The sequence below is a fragment of the Azospirillum brasilense genome (assembly GCF_003349955.1).
Taxonomy (GTDB): Bacteria; Pseudomonadota; Alphaproteobacteria; order Azospirillales; family Azospirillaceae; genus Azospirillum; species Azospirillum brasilense_B.
Genome location: NZ_QLKQ01000079.1, coordinates 1 through 21,191 on the forward strand (window position 1 = coordinate 1; position 21,191 = coordinate 21,191).

General features: G+C 69.6%; 17 protein-coding genes. 2 read left to right on the forward strand and 15 right to left on the reverse strand.

The window, feature by feature from the left end:
- Positions 1-85 precede the first annotated feature (85 nt).
- On the reverse strand, positions 86-2,029 hold the full coding sequence (gene nosZ, locus DXK32_RS26175; RefSeq protein ID WP_114861188.1) for a TAT-dependent nitrous-oxide reductase: 1,944 nt from the start codon (positions 2,027-2,029) through the stop codon (positions 86-88).
- 52 nt (positions 2,030-2,081) lie between these two features.
- Positions 2,082-4,385: a NosR/NirI family protein gene (locus tag DXK32_RS26180; RefSeq protein WP_247877355.1), complete on the reverse strand. Its 2,304-nt coding sequence runs from the start codon at positions 4,383-4,385 to the stop codon at positions 2,082-2,084.
- A 229-nt stretch (positions 4,386-4,614) separates the two neighbouring features.
- Between DXK32_RS26180 and DXK32_RS26185 the strand changes: the two genes are divergently transcribed.
- Positions 4,615-5,517 carry a ferritin-like domain-containing protein gene (locus DXK32_RS26185; RefSeq protein WP_114861190.1) on the forward strand — a complete coding sequence of 301 codons (903 nt, stop codon included), beginning with the start codon at positions 4,615-4,617 and terminating at the stop codon, positions 5,515-5,517.
- Here DXK32_RS26185 and DXK32_RS26190 read toward each other — a convergent pair.
- The 9 genes from DXK32_RS26190 to DXK32_RS26230 form a co-directional block, all read right to left on the reverse strand.
- The gene (locus DXK32_RS26190; protein ID WP_247877358.1) at positions 5,514-6,476 is read right to left on the reverse strand and encodes a branched-chain amino acid ABC transporter permease; all 963 of its coding nucleotides are present in this window, start codon (positions 6,474-6,476) and stop codon (positions 5,514-5,516) included. The genes DXK32_RS26185 and DXK32_RS26190 overlap by 4 nt on opposite strands.
- A gap of 45 nt (positions 6,477-6,521) precedes the next feature.
- Positions 6,522-7,409, reverse strand: a complete 888-nt coding sequence (locus tag DXK32_RS26195) for a branched-chain amino acid ABC transporter permease (protein ID WP_114861192.1) — start codon at positions 7,407-7,409, stop codon at positions 6,522-6,524.
- Between the two features lie 18 nt (positions 7,410-7,427).
- Positions 7,428-8,165: an ABC transporter ATP-binding protein gene (locus DXK32_RS26200; RefSeq protein ID WP_114861193.1), complete on the reverse strand. Its 738-nt coding sequence runs from the start codon at positions 8,163-8,165 to the stop codon at positions 7,428-7,430.
- On the reverse strand, positions 8,158-8,952 hold the full coding sequence (locus tag DXK32_RS26205) for an ABC transporter ATP-binding protein (protein ID WP_114861194.1): 795 nt from the start codon (positions 8,950-8,952) through the stop codon (positions 8,158-8,160). The genes DXK32_RS26200 and DXK32_RS26205 overlap by 8 nt, the downstream gene beginning before the upstream one ends.
- Positions 8,953-9,059: 107 nt before the next feature.
- Positions 9,060-10,289: an ABC transporter substrate-binding protein gene (locus tag DXK32_RS26210; RefSeq protein ID WP_205215831.1), complete on the reverse strand. Its 1,230-nt coding sequence runs from the start codon at positions 10,287-10,289 to the stop codon at positions 9,060-9,062.
- A gap of 46 nt (positions 10,290-10,335) precedes the next feature.
- Complete coding sequence (locus DXK32_RS26215) at positions 10,336-11,868, reverse strand: FAD-dependent oxidoreductase (protein ID WP_205215832.1); 1,533 nt, start codon at positions 11,866-11,868, stop codon at positions 10,336-10,338.
- A 27-nt stretch (positions 11,869-11,895) separates the two neighbouring features.
- Positions 11,896-13,158, reverse strand: coding sequence for a CaiB/BaiF CoA transferase family protein (locus tag DXK32_RS26220; RefSeq protein WP_114861196.1), 1,263 nt, complete (start codon positions 13,156-13,158; stop codon positions 11,896-11,898).
- Positions 13,155-13,982, reverse strand: coding sequence for a citryl-CoA lyase (locus tag DXK32_RS26225; protein ID WP_114861197.1), 828 nt, complete (start codon positions 13,980-13,982; stop codon positions 13,155-13,157). Before DXK32_RS26225 ends, DXK32_RS26220 begins: the two co-directional genes overlap by 4 nt.
- A 38-nt stretch (positions 13,983-14,020) precedes the next feature.
- Complete coding sequence (locus tag DXK32_RS26230; protein WP_114861198.1) at positions 14,021-15,499, reverse strand: aldehyde dehydrogenase; 1,479 nt, start codon at positions 15,497-15,499, stop codon at positions 14,021-14,023.
- A gap of 212 nt (positions 15,500-15,711) precedes the next feature.
- Between DXK32_RS26230 and DXK32_RS26235 the strand changes: the two genes are divergently transcribed.
- On the forward strand, positions 15,712-16,425 hold the full coding sequence (locus DXK32_RS26235; protein WP_114861199.1) for an IclR family transcriptional regulator: 714 nt from the start codon (positions 15,712-15,714) through the stop codon (positions 16,423-16,425).
- Between the two features lie 158 nt (positions 16,426-16,583).
- Here DXK32_RS26235 and DXK32_RS26240 read toward each other — a convergent pair whose 3' ends face one another.
- From DXK32_RS26240 to DXK32_RS26255, 4 genes are all read right to left on the reverse strand, one after another.
- Positions 16,584-17,480, reverse strand: coding sequence for a polysaccharide deacetylase family protein (locus DXK32_RS26240; protein WP_114861200.1), 897 nt, complete (start codon positions 17,478-17,480; stop codon positions 16,584-16,586).
- A gap of 71 nt (positions 17,481-17,551) precedes the next feature.
- Positions 17,552-18,556 carry an asparaginase gene (locus tag DXK32_RS26245; protein ID WP_114861201.1) on the reverse strand — a complete coding sequence of 335 codons (1,005 nt, stop codon included), beginning with the start codon at positions 18,554-18,556 and terminating at the stop codon, positions 17,552-17,554.
- Positions 18,557-18,616: 60 nt separating this feature from the next.
- Complete coding sequence (locus DXK32_RS26250; RefSeq protein ID WP_114861202.1) at positions 18,617-19,609, reverse strand: amidohydrolase family protein; 993 nt, start codon at positions 19,607-19,609, stop codon at positions 18,617-18,619.
- A gap of 3 nt (positions 19,610-19,612) precedes the next feature.
- Positions 19,613-21,121: an aldehyde dehydrogenase gene (locus DXK32_RS26255; RefSeq protein WP_114861203.1), complete on the reverse strand. Its 1,509-nt coding sequence runs from the start codon at positions 21,119-21,121 to the stop codon at positions 19,613-19,615.
- Positions 21,122-21,191 lie beyond the last annotated feature (70 nt).

Here is a 21,191-nt window from a genome sequence, read left to right on the forward strand (position 1 = left end):
CTCCCCCGCTTCGCAGGGGAGGGAATTGAGCCCCTCCCCTGCGTCAGCGGGGGAGGGGTTGGGGTGGGGGCAAGCGGCAGGTGCCTCAGGTGGCGCGCGGCTCGACGATCATGCGGCCGCCCATCTCCATGTGCAGGGCGTGGCAGAACCACTGGCAATAGTACCAATGCACGCCCGGACGCTCGGCGATGAAGGTGACAGAGCTGGTCTGCTGCGGCCCGATCTCCATGGCGATGCCGTGGTTGGACAGGGTGAAGCCGTGGGTCAGATCGTCCACATCGTCCATGTTGGAGATGTAGAGCGTCACTTCGTCACCCTGCTTGACCGTGAACTCCTCAAGCCCGTAGGCCGGAGCGCGCTGCCACATGTAGACGCGGACCTTGTTGCCCTCGCGGATCACCTTGGCGTCGTCGTCCAGGTTGACGCCGTCCTTCTTGGCCTGCTGGCGGGCCTCCTCCCACATCGGGTCGTCGCGGGTGAAGATGCTCTTCGGGTTCAGCTTGGAGCGGTGGACGATCAGCGTGTCGTGCGGCTCGGCGTAGGTCGGGCCGTCGTGCACCAGCTTCATCTCGTCGCCCGAGATGTCAACGAGCTGGTCGTTCTCCGGCTTGCTCGGACCGACGTTGAGGAAGCGGTCCTTGGAGAACTTGTTCAGCACCATCAGCCACTTGCCATCGGCCTCCTTGGTCTGGCCCATGGAGGAATGGGTGTGGCCCGGCTGGTAGTGCACGTCCAGCTTCTGGATGATCGGATCGACCTTCTCGCCCTTGTAGGCGCGCTTGGCCTTGTCGATGTTCCACTTCACGATCTGGCTGTCGAGGAACAGCGTGGTGTAGCCGTTGCCGCGCCCGTCATAGGCGGTGTGCAGAGGCCCGAGGCCCAGCTGCGGCTCTGCCACGATGACGTCCCGCGGCTTGATCTTGTCGTCGAACAGGTCGTCGAGCAGGCGGACGTCCATCACCGACACCGTCGGCGACAGCTTGCCGTTGATGGTGACGTGGATGCCGTCCGGCGCCGCGTTGACGCCGTGCGGGCTGTTGGGGATCGGGATGTAACGGGTGAAGGGCGAGCCGTGGCGGCCGTCCACCACCGGGACGCCGTGCATCACCTCGACCTTGCCGGCCTTCACCGCCTCTTCGATGCGCTTGATGTTGAAGACGACGATCCAGTCCTGCTCGTTCGCCGTCATCTCCGCGGTGGTCACGCCGCCTTCGGAGTTGTAGCAGGTCGAGAAGGCGTATTTGCCCTGGTAGTCCGCCTCGGTGTTGTCGAGGTTGCCGTCCACACGGACCTGCCACGACACCGTCATGCTGTCGCCGTCGATGGCGGAGAAGTGCGTCCGGTAGTTCTTCGGGTCGACGTTCTTGCCGTCGTTCGGCATCGGCACGAGCTGCTCGGCGTTCGCGAAGACGTAGCCGGTGCGCGGGTACTTCTGCAGACGCAGGCCGTGGATCGCCGAGACGTTCGGAATGTCGATGATCTTGTCGACCTTCATGATGTCGCAGCGGATGCGGGCGACGCGGGTGTTCGCCTTGTCGTTCACGAAGATGTAGCGCCCGTCGTAGGTGCCATCGGTGAAGGACATGTGCGGGTGGTGCAGGTCACCGTTCAGCCAGGTGCCGCCGTGGTTGGCCAGATACTTCCGGTTCTCCTCGGTCAGGCCCTCGGTCAGGATCTTGCGGCTCTCGTTGGTCAGGCCCCAGCCCGAGGCGCTGCAGCGGTTGAACACCGGGATGCGGTGCAGCTCGCGCATGCTGGGCAGGCCGAGGATGCGCAGCTCGCCCGACTGGCCGCCGGAATGGAAGACGTAATATTCGTCGAGATCGCCCGGCTTGACCTCGTACTTCTGGTTGCCCGACCCCGCGGCCGCGGCCGGGCCGGCGCCGAACAGCGCACCGCCCGCCGTGCCGCCGGCCACCGCGCCGGCGATTCCGGCCAGCGCCGCCGCCTTGGCGGTGCCCCCGAGAAGATCGCGGCGGTTCACGCCCGTCCGCTCAACCTTGATGTTCGACGCCTTTGTTTCCGACATGAGTCAGCTCCTTCGATGTCCCCTTGCGGGGCTCTTGTTTCGACCTGGTGGGTCAAAATCCTTCCGGCCGGGCGGACAGGTGCCCGGTGGCGGGATCGGTGGTCAGCACGGCGGCGCGGGGTTTGGCTTCCGCAGCGGTGCCGGTGGATTGGCCGGTGGATTGGGAAGCGTCGCGGCGCTCCCGCTTCAGGCGCTTCTGGATCATGACCGGGCATTTGCGGTCGTGGTGGTAGAGCACCTGGCAGTGGAGGCACTGGATGCATTCGTTGGGGTTGATCGAGCCGTCGGGGTGGATCGCCTGGACCGGGCACTCGTTGGCGCAGCGCCGGCACGGGTTGCCGCATTCCTTGTAGCGGCGCAGCCAGTCGAACATCCGCATCCGGCCGGGGATGGCCAGCGCAGCGCCCAGCGGGCACAGGTAGCGGCAGAAGAAGCGCTCGATGAACAGGCCGGCGGCGATCAGGGCCACGGCGAACAGGACGAACCACCAGTCGCGGACGAAATGCAGGATGATCGCGGTCTTGAAGGGCTCGACCTCCGCCGCCTTCTCCGCCGTCGCCAGCGAGGTCAGCGACAGGCCGAACAGCAGCAGGAAGATCATGTACTTGATCGGCCACAGCCGCTGGTGCAGCCCGAAGGGAACGGCGATCTGGCGGACGCCGAGTTTCTTGGCGGCCTTGGACGCCAGCTCCTGCAGCGCGCCGAACGGGCACAGCCAGCCGCAGAAGGCGCCCCGGCCCCAGAACAGCAGCGACGCGGCGACCGAGAACCACAGGATGAACACCAGCGGGTCCATCAGGAAATAGTCCCAGCGGAAGTCGGTGCGCAGCGCGTTGGCGAAGGTCAGCACGTTGACCACCGACAGCTGCGCCGTCGCGTACCAGCCGAGCCAGACCAGCGTGAAGACGAGGAACCCGGTGCGCACCCGCTCGTAGAGGGCCGGACGCTTCACGAGCTGGTCCTGGAAGAAGAAGATTCCGGTCAGCAGCAGGATCGCGCTCGCCAGCACGGCGATGTCGAACAGGCGATTCTCCCAGATGCGCCGCCACAGCGGGATCTCGTCGCCGGCGTCCGCTTCCGCCAGGGCGGCGGCCATCGGAGCCACGGCGGCCGGAGCCACGGAGGCCGGCGCGGCGGCAGCGGCAGGAGCGGCAGGAGCGGCAGGAGCGGCCACCGGCTCGACCTTCAGGAACTTTTCCGGCGGCTGGTAGCCGAGGTCGAAGGTGACGAAGGCCTTGTCGAGCGCGGCGGTCGCGCGCTGGACCAGCAGTTGCAGGCGCCACGGATCGGCGGGATTGAAGCCGACCTCTTCGGGGATGACGAACAGGCCGATCTCGGGGAAATTCGGCGCGCCCGCCGCGGCCAGGGAGCCCAGGCGCTTGTGCAGACGGTCGCGGAAGCGGATCGCGCCCTCGTGCTGGACCAGCTCGAAACGGTCGAAGATGCCGCCGCGCACATAGCCCGAGCCCTTGAAGGAATAGCGCCCCTGACCGGCCACGACGATGGCGTGCTGGCCCGGCTTCAGCCGCTGCACCAGCGCCTCGTACTCCGCGTCGCCGAGCAGGGAGCGGCCGACGGCGGGAATGGTGGCGAGCGCGGCGTAGAGGTCGATGAAGCTGTCGTTCGGATCGCCGGCTTCGGGACGGGCGGCGGCCTCGGCCTTGCCGGTGCGCTCGAAGGCGGCGTTGACCTCGCCCACCGTCAACGTGAGGCGGCGCACCGAACCGTCGCCGACCAGCGTGGCCCAGTCTTCCCGGTCCTTGGCTTCGACTCCGCTCTTGGACAGGTCGAGGCTGCGGGTCACCGTCGGCGCGGCCTCGGCCGCTCCCGGCGCGCCCAGAGCCTGCAACACCTTCTTGCCGGAGCGGATGATCGAATCGCCGATCACCATCACCGTCACGGTGGCGCCGGACACGATGTCGACTGGCGGGCTGGACGCGCTCTGCGAGGCCAGGGTCAGCACGTTCTTGCCGACGTAGCCGTCGATGAAGGCGTTGACCTTGGCGGGCGGGATGCCGATCAGGACGATGGGCTCGTGATGGTCAACCAGCTTCGCCCCGGTCACCGTGCCGTCCGGCGCCAGCCCGACCATCACATGGATCGGACGGCCCGAATAGCCGGTCGTGTTCACGAAGTCGGAGGTCAGGAAGGCGTGGCCGACCAGCGCGTCGCCCTTGTAGACGGGAACCAGCGGCGCGTTCGGCAGGGGGGCGCCGAAGCGGTCCGCCCCGGCGGCGAGATCGCCCGGCTGCACCGCGCCGAGATACCGCGCCAGCAGCGCTTCGGCGGCGTCCGCCGTGCCGAGACCGGCCAGCAGGATCAGCAGCCCCACCACCAGTGCGCGTGTTCCCCGCAAGAAGTCCGCAACCATCGCCCTTGCCTTGAAGTCTTGATCTTGATCAAGGGGCCGTATGCCCCGTTGACGCGCTCATGAGACCGCAGGTTCGGGTCGCTGTTCTTGACCGTCGTCAAGTCGCGGAAAAATGAAGCCGGGCTATCCTCCGCCCCAGGGTCCGTACGATTGCTGATCGGGCGGAAATATCGATTGCATTTTAGGCGAAGTTCACTCGCGACCGGGGGTTTCCATGCCGTTGCTGCGCCACGAACCACAGGGTGGGGTCCGCTCGCTGGACGAGCTTCTGGGCATCGCGCTGGCGCTGGAGCAGGAGGCGGTGCGCCGCTACACCCAGTTGGCGGCCCTGATGGACCGCCGTGGCGAGACCGACACCGCCACCACCTTCCGCGCCCTGATCGCGGAGGAGCAGGAGCATGTCCAGGCGGTGGACGGCTGGGCGCACCGCCTCGGCCGCCCCACCCCCGACGCTCCGGCCTTTCTCTGGCGCCTGCCGCCGGAGCTTGCCGCCTCCTGGGAGGAATTGACCGAGCGCACGCGGCTGACGCCCTATCAGGCGCTGTCGCTGGCGGTGATCAACGAGCAGCGCGCCTTCGCCTTCTACAGCTACATCGCCGCCGGCGCCCCGGACGAGCCGGTCCGCACCCACGCCGAGGCGCTGGCCCGCGAGGAGCTGCGCCACGCCGCCCTGCTCCGCCGCGAGCGCCGCAAGGCCTACCGCCGCGAACGGGGCCGGGCGGAGCACAAGCCGACCCGCGCGGACACCCCGGCTGAGCTGGAACGGCTGGCCGTCGCCCTGCTGTCCGCCACCGCCGCCGAGCACGGCGCGCTGGCGGCGCGCCTGCTGGCCCTGGGCGACGGGGACGGAGCCGCGCTGCTGGCCCGCATCGCCGAAGAGGAGCGGGCGTTGATCCCGTCCGGCTCCGACGCGGCGGCGTCGCCGGCCACCCTCCCCGACACCGCAGCCGCCGGACTGCGCGCGGCGGTCGCCGCCTCGGAACGGCTCGCCGAAGCCTTCGCCGACGTGGCGGCCCAGGCAACCGACGAGCTGGTCCTGACCGAATCCCTGCGTTTTCAGGAAGCCGTGGTCGGACACCTCGCGCTGCTGGCGGAGCGGATCGACGCCGCCGGCTAGGAGCCCGTCCGGGGGCGATCGGCGCGGGGCCTCCCCGTCCCCGGCAGGCGGTGCAGCAGCTCCCCGACGATGCCCCGGCGGAAGAGCAGGACGCAGACGACGAAGATCGCGCCGATCACCACCGGCACCGGCAGGCTGGTCGAGGCGAGATAGCTTTCCAGCGTCACCACCAGCGCCGCCCCCACCACCGGGCCGAGCAGCGTGCCCATGCCGCCGAGCAGGGTCATCAGCACCACCTCGCCCGACATCTGCCACGTCACGTCGGTCAGCGAGGCGAGCTGGAAGACCAGCGCCTTGGTCCCGCCGGCCAGACCGGCGAGGCTCGCCGACAGCACGAAGGCCAGCAGCTTGTAGCGCTCCGTCCGGTAGCCCAGCGACACGGCGCGCGGCTCGTTCTCGCGGATCGCCTTCAGCACCTGGCCGAAGGGCGAGTGGACCGCGCGCCAGATCAGGGCGAAGCCGCCGAGGAAGATCGCCAGCACGGTGTAGTACATGGTCAGCGGCTGGCTGAGGTCGAACAGCCCGAACAGATGCCCGCGCGGCACCGCCTGGATGCCGTCCTCGCCATGGGTGAAGGGCAGTTGCAGGGCCAGGAAGAAGATCATCTGGCTCAGCGCCAGGGTGATCATGGCGAAGTAGATGCCCTGCCGGCGGATGGCGAGCAGGCCGAAGACCAGCCCCATCGCTCCGGCCGCCGCGGTGGCGGCGAGCAGCCCGGCCTCGGGCGCCCAGCCCCATTCCTTGACCACATGGGCGGCGACGTAGGCCGCCCCGCCGAAGAAGGCGGCATGGCCGAAACTCAGCAGCCCGGCGAAGCCGATCAGCAGGTTGAAGGCACAGGCGAACAGCGCGAAGCACAGCACCTTCATCAGGAATACCGGGTACAGGGCGTAGGGCGCCAGGACCGCCAGGAGCAGCAGCGCCCCGGTCAGCAGGACCCTCGGCGAGCCGCCGCGCATGGCGAGTCCTTCGTGCAGCGTGTCCCTGGTTTGCAGGCTCATGGCTTATCTCTCCCGCCCGAACAGGCCGGCGGGCTTGACCATCAGCACCACAGCCATGATGACGAAGACGACGATGTTGGAGGCCTCCGGGTAGAAGACCTTGGTCAGGCCTTCCAGCAGCCCCAGCCCCAGGCCGGTGACGATGGCGCCGAGGATCGAGCCCATGCCGCCGATCACCACCACCGCGAAGACGACGATGATCAGGTTCGACCCCATCATCGGCGAGACCTGATAGATCGGCGCGGCCAGCACCCCGGCCAGACCGGCCAGCGCCACCCCGAAGCCGTAGGTCAGCGACACCATCACCGGCACGTTGATGCCGAAGGCCTGGACCAGGGTCGGGTTCTCGGTGGCCGCCCGCAGATAGGCGCCGAGCTTCGTCCGCTCGATGGCGAACCACGTGCCCAGGCAGACCAGCAGCGAGGCCGCGACCACCCAGCCGCGGTATGTGGGCAGATACATGAAGCCGAGGTTGGTCCCGCCCTTCAGCAGGTCCGGGATCGGGTAAGGCTGGCCCGACACGCCATAGTGATGGCGGAAGGCGCCCTCGAAGATCAGCGCGAGGCCGAAGGTCAGCAGCAGACCGTAGAGATGGTCGACCTTGTAGAGCCGGCGCAACAGCGTGCGCTCCAGCGCCAGCCCGACCAGCCCGACCGCCAGCGGCGCCAGAACCAGCGCCCCCCAGTAGCCGACACCGGCGTAGGTCAGCAGCAGCCACGCCACGAAGGCGCCGACCATGTAGAGGGCGCCGTGCGCCATGTTGACGACGTTGAGCATGCCGAAGATCACGGCCAGCCCGAGGCTGAGCAGCGCGTAGAAGGAGCCGTTGATCAGGCCGAGCAGAAGCTGGCCGAACAGGGCCTGCGGCGGAATGCCGAGCAGTTGGGACATCGGGCGTTCTTCTCCCGCTCACACGCCGAGATAGGTGTGGAGCTTGTCCATGTTGGCGTGGAGCTGGTCGTTGGGGATCATGTCCACCACATGCCCCTCTTCCATCACGTAGTGGCGGTCGGCGATGGTGGCGGCGAAGCGGAAGTTCTGCTCGACCAGCAGGATGGTGAAGCCGCGCTGTTTCAGCGCCCGCACCGCCACGCCGATCTGCTCGATGATGACGGGGGCGAGCCCCTCGGTCGGCTCGTCGAGCAGGATCAGGCCGGCGCCGGTGCGCAGGATGCGGCCGATCGCCAGCATCTGCTGCTCGCCGCCCGACAGGCGCGTGCCTTGCGTCGCGCCGCGGCCCTTCAGGTTGGGAAACAGCGCGTGGATTTGCGGGACGGTCATCCCGCCCTCCTTCACCACCGGCGGCAGCGCCAGATTCTCGTCCACGCTGAGGCTGGAGAAAATCCCGCGCTCCTCCGGCACGTAGCCGATGCCGAGGCGGGGAATCCGGTGCGGCGCCATGCCGATCAGCTCGTGGCCCTGGAAGCGGATGGAGCCGGTGCGCTTGCCCATGATCCCCATGATGGCGCGCATGGTGGAGGTCTTGCCGGCGCCGTTGCGGCCGAGCAGCGTCACCACCTCGCCCTGGCGCACATCGATGTTGACGCCGTGCAGCACGTGGCTTTCGCCGTAGAAGCCGTGCAGATCGGTGATGTCGAGCATCGCCGTCCCGGTCCCGGCGGTCGTCTTGCGCATCCCGTCAGGCATGTCCGGTCCCCATATAGGCCTCCATCACCTGCGGGTTCCGCGACACGGCCTCGTACGGCCCTTCCGCCAGGATTTCGCCGCGGCGGAGCACGGTGATGGTGTCCGACAGGTGGGCGACGACCGACAGGTTGTGCTCCACCATCAGGATGGTGCGGTCGGCGGATACGCGCTTGATCAGCGCGGCGGTGCCCTCGATGTCCTCGTGTCCCATGCCAGCCAGCGGCTCGTCGAGCAGCATCACCTCCGGGTCGAGGGCCAGCGTGGTGGCGATCTCTAAGGCGCGCTTGCGGCCGTAGGGCAGCTCGGCGGCCAGATGGTCGGCCCACGGGGTGAGGTTCACCGCCTCGATCAGCTCCAGCGCGCGGCCCCGCAGGTCGCGCAGCGTCTCCTCGGACTTCCAGAAGTGGAAGCTGGTGCCGAGCGGGCGCTGAAGCGCCACCCGGACGTTCTCCAGCACGCTGAGGTGCGGGAAGACCGCGGAGATCTGGAACGACCGCACCATGCCGAGCAGCGCCACGTCGGCGGGCTTCATGGCGGTGATGTCGCGCCCCTTGTAAAGAATCTGGCCGCGCGTCGGCGTCAGGAACTTGGTAAGCAGGTTGAAGACCGTGCTCTTGCCGGCGCCGTTGGGGCCGATCAGCGCGTGGATGGTGCCGCGGCGGACCTGGAGATTCACCTCCTTCACCGCGACGAAGCCCTTGAACTCCATCGTCAGGCCACGCGCTTCCAGGATGATGTCGCCGGTGTGCCCGGCCGTGTGTCCGGTTGTCGTGTGTCCGGTGGTCATGTCTGTCCTTTCCCGGTGATGAGCCGGCCTCGCGCCGTTCGCGCAAGGGACGCGACGCCGCCGGTGCCGCGTCGCCGAAGCGCCGCGTTCCGACGGCGTGTTTCGCCTTACATCTTCTTGACGAGCGGACAGTCGCTTTCCGACAGCGGCCGGAAGGCGCGGTCGGCGGGAACGCTGCGGACCAGCTTGTAGTAATCCCACGGCGCCTTGGACTCCGCGGGGGTCTTCACCTGGAACAGATGCATGTCGCGCAGCACCCGGCCGTCCTCGCGCACCGAGCCGTTCTTGGTCATGAAGTCGTTCACCGGGGTCGCCTTCATCGTCTTCATGACGTCGGAGGCCGCGTCCGTCCCGGCGGCCTTGATCGCCTTTAGGTAATGGCTGACCGCACCGTAGACGCCGGCCTGATAGAAGGTCGGCATCGCCTTGCGCTTCTCGAAGAAGCGCTTGGAGAAGGCGCGCGTCCCGTCGTCCATGTCCCAGTAGAAGGGGGTGGTCAGCATGATGTCCTGGGTCGCCTGAAGGCCCAGCGCATGGACCTCGCTGATGGCGAGCAGCAGCGCCACGATGTTCTTGCCCGACTGGCCGAGGCCGAACTCCGCCGCCTGCTTGATCGCGTTCTGGGTGTCGGCCCCGGCGGTGGCGAGCGCCACGACCTTGGCCGGCGACGCCTGCGCCTGGAGCAGGAAGGACGAGAAGTCGGCGTTGTTGGCCGGCACGCGGACGCTGCCCAGAACCTTGCCCTTCTGGCTTTCGACGACGGCGCCGGTGTCACGCTCCAGCGCATGGCCGAAGGCGTAGTCGGAGGTCAGGAAGTACCAGCTGCTCAGGCCCGAGGCCACCACCGCCTCCGCCGTCACATGGGCGAGGGCGTAGGTGTCGTAGGTCCAATGCAGCCCGTTCGGCGTGCAGGCCTTGCCGGTCAGGTCCGAACTGGCCGGGGAGGAGAAGATGGCGACGCGGTTGGCCTCCTTGGTGATCTGCTGCACGGCCAGCGCCACCGCGGAGTTCGGCACGTCGATGATGGCGTCCACCTGATCGACGTCGTACCAGCGCCGCGCCGTCGAGGCGCCGATGTCGGCCTTGTTCTGATGGTCGGCGAAGATCAGCTCGATGGGCGTGCCGTTGACGGCGCCGCCGAAATCCTCCACCGCCATCTGCGCGGCGGCGATCGAGCCCTGCCCGGTGCTGTCGGAGAGCTGGCCCGACAGGTCGGTCAGGATGCCGATCTTGATCTTGCCGTCGCTGTAGGCGGCACCCTGGGCGTGGGCCGGTTCGGAATGGGCCTGGGCGAGCAGGCAGGCGGCGATGGCCGCCGTCACGGCGTAGCGCTTCACGATTTCCTCCCAATGAATCCTTGGACCCGAGATTTTCTTATGATGGTCAGCCGGCGTTCCGCGACGCGGCCATGTCCTGGGCGGCGTGCTGGGCGGCGAGCCGGCCGAACACGGCGCCGCGCAGGACCGAGGTCGAGCCGGTGTAGACCTGGTGGTAGAGGCCGACCGTCTCGCCCGCTGCGTAGAGGCCGGGCATCGGCTGGCCGTTGCCGTCGAGAACGCGGGCGTCCACGTCCACCTTCAGCCCGCCGAAGGTGAAGCAGTTGGCCGAGACGATGGGGAAGGCGCGGAACGGCCCCTTGACCAGCGGGCGCGCCCAGTTGGTCTTGGCCGGGGTCAGGCCGGTCGTCGCCAGACCGTCCACCCGCGTCGGGTCGAAGCGGCTGGCGTCGGCCGGACAGGCGGCGTTGTAGGCGGCGACCGTCGCCCTGGTGGCCTCGGCCGGCAGGCCGAGCTTCTCGATCAGGGCGTCGAGCGTCGGCGCCTCGATGGCCGGCACGTCGCTGCGGATGCTGGTGCGCCAGCGCGGGATGTCTTCCACCTGATCGTCGAACAGGACGTAGGCGAGCCCGTCCGGCTGGTCGGCGACGACGCGCGTGATGTGGTCGTAGGTGGCGTCGGCGGTGCCCGGCGCCTCGTCGAGGAAGCGCTCGCCGCGCTTGTTGACCAGCACGCCGTAGGGCCAGATGAAGATCACCGCCTCGGGCTGGCGGGACCGCGGATCGACCGGCTCGGCGTGGTAGGAGCCGAAATCGCCGGCCGGCGCCGCCCCGGCGTCGAGCGCCATGCGGATGCCCTCGCCGCGGTTGTAGTAGCCGCCGCGCGCCACCGGCCGCACATGCTTGGCGCGCGCCCCCATGTAGCGGGTCATCATCTCCGTGTTGCCCTGGTAGCCGCCCGAGGCGAGCACCGTCGACCGGCCGCGGATGGCGACGCGCAGGCCGTCCGGCCCGGTGGCGTGGACGCCGCCGATGCGGCCCTGCCCGTCGCGCAGCAGGTCGAGCGCGGTGGTGCGGTAGAGCACGCGGGCGCCCAGCGCCTTCGCCTCGGCCATCAGCCGCTCGATCAGGGCGAGGCCGCCGCCCTGGGCGGCGATGCGCTGGGTGTTCTGGGTCAGCAGATAGATCGGCTGCGGCTCGAAGCGCAGGCCGAACTCCTTCAGCCAGCCGATGGTCGTCGGCACCCGCTCGGCGAAGCGGGCGATCACCTCCGGATCGGGAAAGGGATGGGCCTTCACGTAATCGGGCCAGTATTCGTAGGGCTCGGCGGCGGCGGCCAGCACGTTGGGGTCGATGTTCAGCCCGGCGTTGGCGGCGAAATGCTCCTCGAAATCGTCGGCGATCTCGGAATCGTTCTTCATCCTCATGTAGGCTTCGGTCCAGCGCGAGTTGCCGCCGAAATCCTCCTCCGGCGCCCGCTCCAGCAGCGTGACCGACAGCCCGGCCTGCAGCGCCGTCACCGCCGCCGAAAGCCCGGCGATGCCGCAGCCGACGATCACCAGATCGCTGATATCATTGTCGCTGAGGGTGTCGCTGGCGATGTTGTTGCCGGCCGGGCTCATCCTGGTTTCCTCCGTCATGTCATTCGTCTCCTGACCTGTCCCGCTTCATCCGGCGAGGCGTTTCTGATTCTTGCCCGGTGCACGGTCGGCGGTGCCATTGGTGGTGCCGTCGGCCACGATGACCCCGGCCTGCACCAGCCGCTCGACCACCGCCGGGTCGTAGCCGGCCTCGGCCAGCACGGCGCGCGTGTCCTGGCCGACGCGCGGCGGATCGCAGCGGATCGCCAGATCCGCGTCCGCCACATGGATCGGCAGCCGCGGCAGCGCGGTCCGCACCCCGTTGGGCAGGGTGGTCGGCATCAGCCCGTTGGTCGCCCGCAGATGCGGGTCGTCGAACAGATCCTCCGGCCGGGCGATCGGGGCGAAGGGGATGCGGGCGCGCTCGCACACCGACACCGCCTCCTCCATCGACAGGCCGCCGAACAGCGCCGTCAGCAGCGGCAGCAGGCGCGGCCGGGCGGCGATGCGGTCGTTGTTGGTGCGGAACTGCGGATCGTCGCGCAGGTCCGGCCGGTCGATGGTGGCGCAGAAGCGCTCCCAATGGCTGTCGGTGGTGATGCCGACGAAGATCGGCCGCCCGTCGGCGGTGTGGAAGGTCTCGTAGACCGCCCAGGCCGACACGCGCTCCGGCATCGGCGGGATCGGCGCGTCCGACTGGGCGGCGTAGCAGAGATGCTGCCCCATCAGGAACACCGTGGTCTCGAACAGCGCGGATTCGACGGTCTGACCCCGGCCGGTCCGCTCGCGCTCGCGCAGCGCCACCAGGATGGCGATGACCGCGAACATGCCGCCGGTGATGTCCACCACCGACGTGCCGGCGCGCAGCGGCCGGCCGCTCGGCCCGGTCATGTAGGCGAGCCCGGTCATCATCTGCACCACCTCGTCGAGCGCGAGGCGCCCGGCGTAGGGGCCGTCGAGGAAGCCCTTCAGGCTGGCGTAGATCAGGCGCGGATTGACGCCGGCCAGCGTCTCGGCGCCCAGCCCCAGCCGGTCCATCGTGCCGGGGGCGAAATTCTCCACCAGCACGTCGGTCTCGGCGACGAGGCGGCGGGCGATCTCGCGCCCCTCCGGTGATTTCAGATCGACGGCGAGCGAACGCTTGTTGCGATTGAAATAGCCGAAATAGCCGGTGCCGAAGCCCTTCAGATGGCGGGTGGGCTCGCCGTTGGGCACCGGTTCGATCTTCACCACGTCGGCGCCGAGGTCGGCGAGGATCATGGCGCAGGACGGCCCCATCACCGTGTGGCCGAAGTCGAGGACCTTGACGCCGGCCAGGGGCAGCGGGTTGTCGGCGGTCGGGCCGGTCATGCGCCGCCTCCCGAAACCGGGCGCGGCGCGGCGCCGTCGTAGCGGTAGGGGATGGACGGCGGCATCGGCCCCTTGATCCGGCCGCCCTGCTGCGACTGCTCCCAGGCGTGCGCCAGGATGCCGACCGAGCGGGACAGCACGAACAGCCCGCGCCCGAGACCGGGCGGGAAGCCGAGTTCCGCGAACACCACGGCGGTGGCGCCGTCGATGTTCATCGGCACGCGCTTGCCCTTGCGGGCGGCCAGCGCGTCCTCGACGGCGCGGCCGATGGCGGCGACCTCCCCGGTCACGGCCTCCTCGCCCCTCGCCTCGTCCACCAGGGTCAGCAGCCGGCCGGCGCGCGGATCGACGGGGTGGAAGCGGTGGCCGAAGCCGGGAATGTGCTCGCGCCGCTCCAGCCGGGCGGCGATCTCGGCGTCCGCCGCCGCGGCCAGGGTGGCGCCCTCCGCCATGCGGGCGGCGATGGCCGCGTACAGCTCCATGCCTTGCTGGCCGGCGCCGCCATGGACGTCGCCCAGCGCGTTGATGCCGGAGGCCATGGCGTTGTTCAGCCCGACGCCGCAGGTGGCGGCCATGCGGGCCGTGGCGATGGACGGCGCCTGCGGCCCGTGGTCCACCGCCGCGACCAGCGCGGCCCCCAGCAGCCGGCCCTGGGCCGGCGTCGGCAGGTCGCCGCGCAGCATCAGCCAGACCATGTCGGGAAAGCCGATCGTGCCGATCAGCTCCTCGATGGCGTAGCCGCGCACCCGGATCGAACCTGGATGGATGTCGATGATCGACGTCCGCCACCAGCCGGCGGCGGTATCGATGGTCGCTTCGGACATGGGAATGCTCCCGGGGCAAGGCCCCTGCAGGCCCGGCCTCAGCCGAGCACGAAGGGGTTGGCGCGGTTGGGCTTGGTGGTGATCCAGACGCTCTTGGTCTGGAGATATTCCTTGATCGCCTCCACGCCGCCCTCGCGGCCGAGGCCGGAGCGCTTGTAGCCGCCGAAGGGCGTGGTGAAGCTGGTGGAGCGGTAGTTGTTCACCCACACCGTCCCGGCGCGCAGCCGGTCCACGCACTGCATCGCGCGGTGCAGGTCGCGCGTCCACACGCCGGCCGCCAGACCGAACTCGACGTCGTTGGCGATGCGCAGCGCGTCCTCCTCGTCCTCGAAGGGGATGACGCAGAGGACCGGGCCGAACACCTCCTCCTGGGCGATGCGCATGTCGTTGCGGACGCCGGTGAAGATGGTCGGCGCCACGAACTGCCCCTGGCCGTACTCCGGTCCCGACAGCGCGTGGCCGCCGAGCGCGCAGACCGCGCCCTCCGCCTTGGCCATCTCGATCATCCGCAGGATCTTCTCCCACTGCGCGCGGGTGGCGATGGGGCCGATCTGCGTGTCCATCTTCGACGGATCACCGATGCGCGCCTCGCCCGCCGCCGCGACCAGCTTCGCGACGAAGGCGTCGTGGATGGTCTTCTGCACCAGCAGGCGCGAGCCGGCCATGCAGGTCTGGCCCGAGGCGCCGAACACGCCGGAGATGGCGCCCTTCACCGCCTGGTCGAGGTCGGCGTCGTCGAAGACGATGTTCGGCGACTTGCCGCCCAGTTCCAGCGTCACCTTCTTCAGGCCCGGCGCCGCCGCCTCGTTGACGCGCTGGCCGCCGATGTCGCCGCCGGTGAAGGCGACCTTGGCGGTCAGGCGATGGCGGACCAGCGGCTCGCCGACCTCGCCGCCGAAGCCGGTGACGACGTTGACGACGCCGCGCGGGAAGCCCGCCTCGTGGGCCAGCTTCGCCAGCTCCAGGATGGAGGCGGAGGTGTATTCCGACGGCTTGATGACGATGGTGTTTCCGGCGGCCAGGGCCGGGGCCATCTTCCAGGTGGTCAGGGCGAGCGGGGAGTTCCACGGCGTGATGGCGACGACGACGCCGAGCGGCTCGTACTTCACGTAGTTGAAGACGTCGGCCTTGTTGATCGGCACGACGGCGCCCTGAACCTTGTCGGCGAGGCCGGCGTAGTAATGGAACCACTGGGCGACGTTGCGCACCTGCCCGCTGACCTCGGCCATCAGCTTGCCGTTGTCGCGCTGCTCGATGGCGCCCAGCCGATCGACGTTGCGCTCGATCAGCTCGGCCAGCCGGCGCAGCAGGGCGCCGCGCTGGGTCGCGGTCAGCCCGGCCCATTCCGGAGCCAGGAAGGCGCGGTGCGCCGCTTCGATCGCGCGATCGGCGTCGCCCTGCGTCCCGCGCGGGATCTCCGCCCACGCCCGCCCCGAATAGGGCTCCGTCGATTCGAACCACTCGTTGGACACCGGATCGCACCAGTCTCCATCGATGAACAGCCTGTAGCGTTCCACCCTTCGCCTCGCAGAAGTTCTGTTAGATAGAACCATGTTTCATCTAAGAGAACATAAGCGTGCTAAATGCGTCAACCCCGAACCGTTCGGTCTCGAACATTTTTCAGCCCCGGACATCCTTGACGTCCGAGGGTTGTGTTGGGGCAAAATGCACGCTAAGGCCTGCCGATGGCCGAGCGTGCCGACGCCGGGCCGTCAACGAAGGATGCGACATGACCGACGAAAAGCCCAAGACGACCACGGCTCCCGCCGGCGGGGTGGAGGCCGTCGACCGGGCGCTGAGCATCGTCGGCTGCTTCCAGGCGGGCGATCACGCGCTGAGCTTGACGGAGATCGCGGCGCGGACCGGGCTCTACAAGAGCACCATCCTGCGGCTGACCGTGTCCCTGGAGAAGGCCGGCTATCTTGTCCGCCACCAGGACAAGTCCTACCGGCTCGGACCGGAGCTGATGCGGCTGGGCGGGCTCTACCAACGCTCCCTGCGCCTGGAGGACCATGTCCGGCCGGTGCTGCGCCAGCTGATGCGCGAGAGCGGGGAGAGCGCGTCCTTCTTCCGGCGCGAGGGGGCGTGGCGGATCTGCGCGTTCCGCGAGGATTCGACGCAGGCGATCCGCGACCACGTCCACGAAGGCGACCGCCTGCCCCTGGACCGGGGGGCCGCCGGCCATGTGCTCCTCCGCTTCTCCGGGGTGGTGTCGGCGGAGGACTTCGCCGCCCTGCCCCTGCTGTCCTTCGGTGAACGCGAATCCGAAACCGGCGCCGCCGCCGTCCCGGTCTTCTCCCAGCGGGAGGGGCTGGTCGGCGCCCTGACCCTGTCGGGCCCGCTGACCCGCTTCACCGAGGAGCGCGTGGCGGTGATGATGCCCCTGTTGCTGGCCGCCGGCCACCGGCTGTCGGAGACCCTGGGCGGGCATTACCCGAACTGAGCGGCGTCAGGGATCGCGCAGTCACGCTCCCGATCCCCGCACCGCCGTGGCCATGGCCCGCACACGGCTTCGGCCGGCACCAGGGTGCCGGCCGAAGCGAAATCGCGCGACATTGGCGCGGAGGCCGAGGGAGACGGCCCCGGGGAGCGGCCTGACCGTCAGGCCGGGGTCGCCGTCTGCGACCGGTACCAATCCAGGATTTCGGCGCCGGTCCACATCACGACGCCGTCATGACCGAGGATGTGGTCGTAAAGGGCCTCCAGATACTTGATCCGGTGCGGCACGCCGGTCAGGTACGGGTGGATGGAGATGGCCATGACACGGGGCGCCGTCGCGCCGTCCTGGTAGAGCCGGTCGAAGTGGTCGCGCCCGCGCCGGAGGATTTCGTCGGACGGCTGCTGCTGGACGGCGCTCATCACCACGTCGTTGATCTCCACCGTGTAGGGGATCGAGACCAGCGAGCCGGTGCGGGTGCGGATGGGCACCGGCTGCTCGTCGAGGACCCAGTCCGCGACATACTCGATGCCGGCCTCGGCGAGCAGATCCACGGTTTCGTCGGTTTCCGTCAGCCCCGGGCTTTCCCATCCCCGCGGCGGGCGGCCGGTGAAGTCGCTGATGGCCTTGATCGTGTCCGCGATCGCCGCGCGCTGGTCCTCGACCTTGTTCATGGGCTTCTGCACGAATCCGTGCCCCATGAAGTCCCACCCGGCGTCCCGCGCCGCGGCGCAGGCGTCGCGATAGACCTCGCAGGCGGTTCCGTTGACGGCGAAGCTCGCCTTCAGACCCCGGCTCCCCAAGGCTTCGACGAACCGCCAGAACCCGACGCGCATCCCGTACTCGTGCCAGGCCCAGTTCGGCACGTCGGGCAGGAGCGGCTGGCCCATGGGCGGCGGGAGAACCGCCCGCGGCATGGCCGCCTGCGGGCTCCAGTTCTCGACGTTGACGATGGTCCACACCGCCACCCGGGCGTCGCCGGGCAGGCGCAACGCGCGCCGCTTGTGGATCGGCTCGTAAGGCACTCGGGCGCGGATGCTCGCCCCGACATCATTGGTCATCGTTGGTCTCCTTGAATTCCCCCTGCGGCGCGGCCCATGCGCCACGCCGCCGTCGATTCCGGCCGGCCCGCTCAGCTCCCCGCGCCCCCGCCCCACGGACGGAACGCCGCCGACACATTGTCGCGACCGCCTTGCCCCCGGCGGAGAAGCAGGGTCAGCAGCACCTTCGCCTTCAGCCCGTCGAGCCAGCCGGCGCGGATCAGGCCCCGCCGCTGCAGGTCGATCTCACCGCCCGGAAAGCCATAGGTCCGGGCCAGGATCTCGCCGGCCCCGGTGCGCGACGCCAGCACGACCGGCATCGCCGCCGCCGCCCGTTCCAGCGCGTCCGCGACCGCGGGGGCGACGTGACCGCCGCCCGTCGCCTCGACGACCATGCCGTCGAAACCCGCCTGCCGGGCCGCGTCGATCAGCGCCCCGTCGTCGCCCAGCCCGACGGTGACCAGCGCGACGCGCGCCTCGCCGGCCTCGCGGGACTGCGGCACCACGGGAACGCGCTCCACCCGCGCCACCAGCCGCACCCGGCCCTCGCCGACCCAGCCGATCGGCCCCGCCGACGGCGAGGTGAAGGCCGCCGGGCTGCTGGTGTGGGTCTTGCGCAGGAAGCGGGCGGCGTGGATCTCGTCGTTCAGGACCACAAGACAGCCCAGCCCGCGCGCCGCCTCGCTGGCCGCCACCTGGACGGCGGCCAGGAGATTGGCCGGACCGTCGGCGCCGGGCACGGTCGGGTTGCGCATCGCCCCGGTGACGACCACCGGCGCCTCGATGCCGAGCAGGCGGTCGAGCGCGAAGGCGGTCTCCTCGATGGTGTCGGTCCCCTGCGTCACCACGACCCCATGGGCGCCGCCCGCCACGGCCTCCTCGACGGCCGCCGCGAGCGCCTCCAGATCGTCAAAGCCCAGATGGGCGCCCGGAAGCTGCCGGAAGGACCGGGCGTCGACCGCGGCCACCTCGGTGAGGGCCGGCACCGCCGCCACCAGCATGTCCCCGGTCAGGGTCGGCACCACGCCGCCCTGGTCGCTCCGCGTCATCGCGATGGTGCCGCCGAGCGCCAGCACCGTCACCCTTGGCTTCGTCATTGGTCGCATTCCTTCCGTTCCACCCGCCCCGCTCAGCAGCCTTCACTCAGCGGCCTTCACTCAGCGGCCTTCGCCCAGCAGCCGCAGCGCCGTGCCGCAGCACAACTCGTGGTTCTCCGTGTGGGTGATCCCCGGCACCGCGGCCAGCGTGTCCAGCGGCGTCTGATCCGCCATGTCGAAGGGCGAGTCCGTCCCGATGGCGATGCGGTCGGCGCCGACCAGATCGATCAGGTAGCGCAGCGCCTGCGGATCGAAGACGAGGCTGTCGAAGTAGAACCGGCGCAGCAGGTCCTTGGGATTGGTCCTGGTGTGGGCGTGGGTCTCGGGGCGGACCTTGTGCCCGTGCACCAGCCGGCCGATCTGGTACGGCGCGAAGCCGCCGCCGTGCGCCAGCAGGATCCTGAGGTCGGGCAGCTCGTCGAGCGCGCCGCTGAACATCAGGTTGGCGACGCAGACCGCGGTGTCGAGCGGGTTGCCGATCAGGTTGGTCAGATAGTGGCATTCCAGCCCCGACTTGGACCCGACATAGTAGGGGTGGGCGAAGACGAACACGCCCAGCTCGGCCGCCCGCCGCAGCACCGGCCGGAACCGCTCCTCGGCCAGCTGGGCGCCCTCGATCGACGTTCCGATCTCGACCGCCTTGAAGCCCCATTCCCTGACGACCCGCTCCAGCTCGGCGACGGCGGCGTCGGGGTGCTGCATAGGGATGCTGGCCATCCCGCGCAGCCGGTCCGGCCGGGCGGCGACCATGTCCGCCACCCCGTCGTTGACCAGCCCGGCGACCGTCAGCGCAAGGTCGGCGTCGGCCCAGTAGTAGAACATCGGCGGCGCCGGCGAGATCACCGACACGTCGATGCCCTTGCGGTCCATGGCCTCGAGCTTGGCCGCGGGATCGAAGAATTCCGGAAACAGGGGGTAGACGTAGCCCTGGTCGTGGACGACCCGACGCGCGGCCCCCTCGCCCTCGATGCGGGCGGCGAAGGTCTGCGGCTGTCCGGCGATCGCCTCGACGATCCGGGGCGGGATGACGTGGCTGTGAAGGTCGATGCGCATGGGTCAGCTGTACCTCTTCATCACGTCGTCGTCGGCGAACCAGTCGAAGGGGGCGCTGGACAGGTTGACGATGACGTTCTGGATCTGCGTGTACTCGTGATAGGCGGCGATGCCGTTCTCGCGGCCGATGCCGCTCATCTTGAAGCCGCCCCAGGGCGAGGCGGGGTCGATGCGGTGGTGGTCGTTGATCCACACGATGCCCGCCTGCATGCGGTGCGCGACGCGGTGCGCCTGCCGGACGTCCTCGGTCCAGACGCTGGCCGCCAGCCCGAACTCGGTGCCGTTGGCGAGCGCGATGGCCTCCTCCTCCTCGTCGAAGGGCATCACGCAGACGACCGGCCCGAAGATTTCCTCCTGGGCGATCCGCATGTCGTTGCGCACGCCGGTGAACACGGTCGGCAGGTACCAGTAGCCGCGCTCGTAGGCCGCCCCCTCCGGCCGGCGCCCGCCGACCGCCAGAGTCGCGCCCTCCTCCTGGCCGATGCGGACGTACGTCTCGACGATAGCGCGCTGGCGCTCCGAGACGAGCGGGCCGACCTGCGTCCTCGCATCCTGCGGATCGCCGAGGCGGAGCGCCCGGGTCCGCGCCACCAGCTCCTCCACCACGGCGTCGTGGATCGAGCGGTGGACGATCAGGCGCGACCCCTGCACGCAGGTCTGCCCCGTCGCGACGAAGGAGGCGAACAGCGCCGCGTTGACGACGGCCTGCGGCGCCACGCCCGGGAAGGCGACCATGGCGGCCTTTCCCCCCAGTTCGCCGGCGAAGCGGGTGAGGTTCTGCCCGGCCAGCGACGCCACGGTCTTTCCGGTTTCCGTGCCGCCCGTCAGGTCGATCTTGCGGATGCCCTTGTGCCGGGTCAGCGCCGCGCCGGCGTCGGCGCCGAAGCCGGGAACCACGTTGTAGACCCCGTCGGGAAGACCGGCGTCGCGCAGCACCTCGCCCAGCAGCAGCGGGGTCAGCGGCGCCAGCTCGCTCGGCTTCACCACCATGCTGTTGCCCGCCGCCAGGGACGGGGCGACCTTCTTGGTCAGGATCAGCAGCGGGTGGTTCCACGGCGTGACATGGCCGACCACCCCCAGCGGCACGCGCCGGGTGTAGTTCAGGAAGGGGCCGTTGAACGGCGGCACTGTGTCCTCATGGGTGCGGGCCAGCGCGCCGAAATACTCGTACCATTCCGGCAGGCGGGCGAGCTGCGCGGCCAGCTCCCGCCGCGCCCGGCCGGTCTGGTCGACCTCGATGCCCACGAATTCGTCCATGCGGCTGCGCAGGATCCCGGCGGCTTTCGCCATGACGCGGGCGCGGGCCTCGGGCGGAGTCCCGCTCCACCCGTCGAAGGCGCGCTGCGCCGCGGCCACCGCCGCGTCGATGTCCGCAGCGCCCCCCTCCGCCACCTCGGCCAGGACCGACGCGTCCTTCGGGTTCTCGACGGCGAAGGTCCGTCCGGACGCCGACGTCCGCCAGGCGCCGTCGATCCACATACCCCACGTCCGCTGTTCGTGCTCGACTGGCATCGGCAATACTCCCCCCTTGGCAGGCCGACGTTTCGGCTTCCGCCCCGTGTGTTCCGGTTCTTACGATGGT

What these genes read in the sequence shown, in the direction of transcription:
- nosZ (WP_114861188.1), bottom strand. Translation starts at nt 2,029, where the DNA reads ATGTCGGAAACAAAGGCGTCGAACATCAAGGTTGAGCGGACGGGCGTG.
- DXK32_RS26185 (WP_114861190.1), top strand. Translation starts at nt 4,615, where the DNA reads ATGCCGTTGCTGCGCCACGAACCACAGGGTGGGGTCCGCTCGCTGGAC.
- DXK32_RS26190 (WP_247877358.1), bottom strand. Translation starts at nt 6,476, where the DNA reads ATGCGCGGCGGCTCGCCGAGGGTCCTGCTGACCGGGGCGCTGCTGCTC.
- DXK32_RS26195 (WP_114861192.1), bottom strand. Translation starts at nt 7,409, where the DNA reads ATGTCCCAACTGCTCGGCATTCCGCCGCAGGCCCTGTTCGGCCAGCTT.
- DXK32_RS26200 (WP_114861193.1), bottom strand. Translation starts at nt 8,165, where the DNA reads ATGCCTGACGGGATGCGCAAGACGACCGCCGGGACCGGGACGGCGATG.
- DXK32_RS26205 (WP_114861194.1), bottom strand. Translation starts at nt 8,952, where the DNA reads ATGACCACCGGACACACGACAACCGGACACACGGCCGGGCACACCGGC.
- DXK32_RS26215 (WP_205215832.1), bottom strand. Translation starts at nt 11,868, where the DNA reads ATGACGGAGGAAACCAGGATGAGCCCGGCCGGCAACAACATCGCCAGC.
- DXK32_RS26220 (WP_114861196.1), bottom strand. Translation starts at nt 13,158, where the DNA reads ATGACCGGCCCGACCGCCGACAACCCGCTGCCCCTGGCCGGCGTCAAG.
- DXK32_RS26225 (WP_114861197.1), bottom strand. Translation starts at nt 13,982, where the DNA reads ATGTCCGAAGCGACCATCGATACCGCCGCCGGCTGGTGGCGGACGTCG.
- DXK32_RS26235 (WP_114861199.1), top strand. Translation starts at nt 15,712, where the DNA reads ATGACCGACGAAAAGCCCAAGACGACCACGGCTCCCGCCGGCGGGGTG.
- DXK32_RS26240 (WP_114861200.1), bottom strand. Translation starts at nt 17,480, where the DNA reads ATGACCAATGATGTCGGGGCGAGCATCCGCGCCCGAGTGCCTTACGAG.
- DXK32_RS26245 (WP_114861201.1), bottom strand. Translation starts at nt 18,556, where the DNA reads ATGACGAAGCCAAGGGTGACGGTGCTGGCGCTCGGCGGCACCATCGCG.
- DXK32_RS26250 (WP_114861202.1), bottom strand. Translation starts at nt 19,609, where the DNA reads ATGCGCATCGACCTTCACAGCCACGTCATCCCGCCCCGGATCGTCGAG.
- DXK32_RS26255 (WP_114861203.1), bottom strand. Translation starts at nt 21,121, where the DNA reads ATGCCAGTCGAGCACGAACAGCGGACGTGGGGTATGTGGATCGACGGC.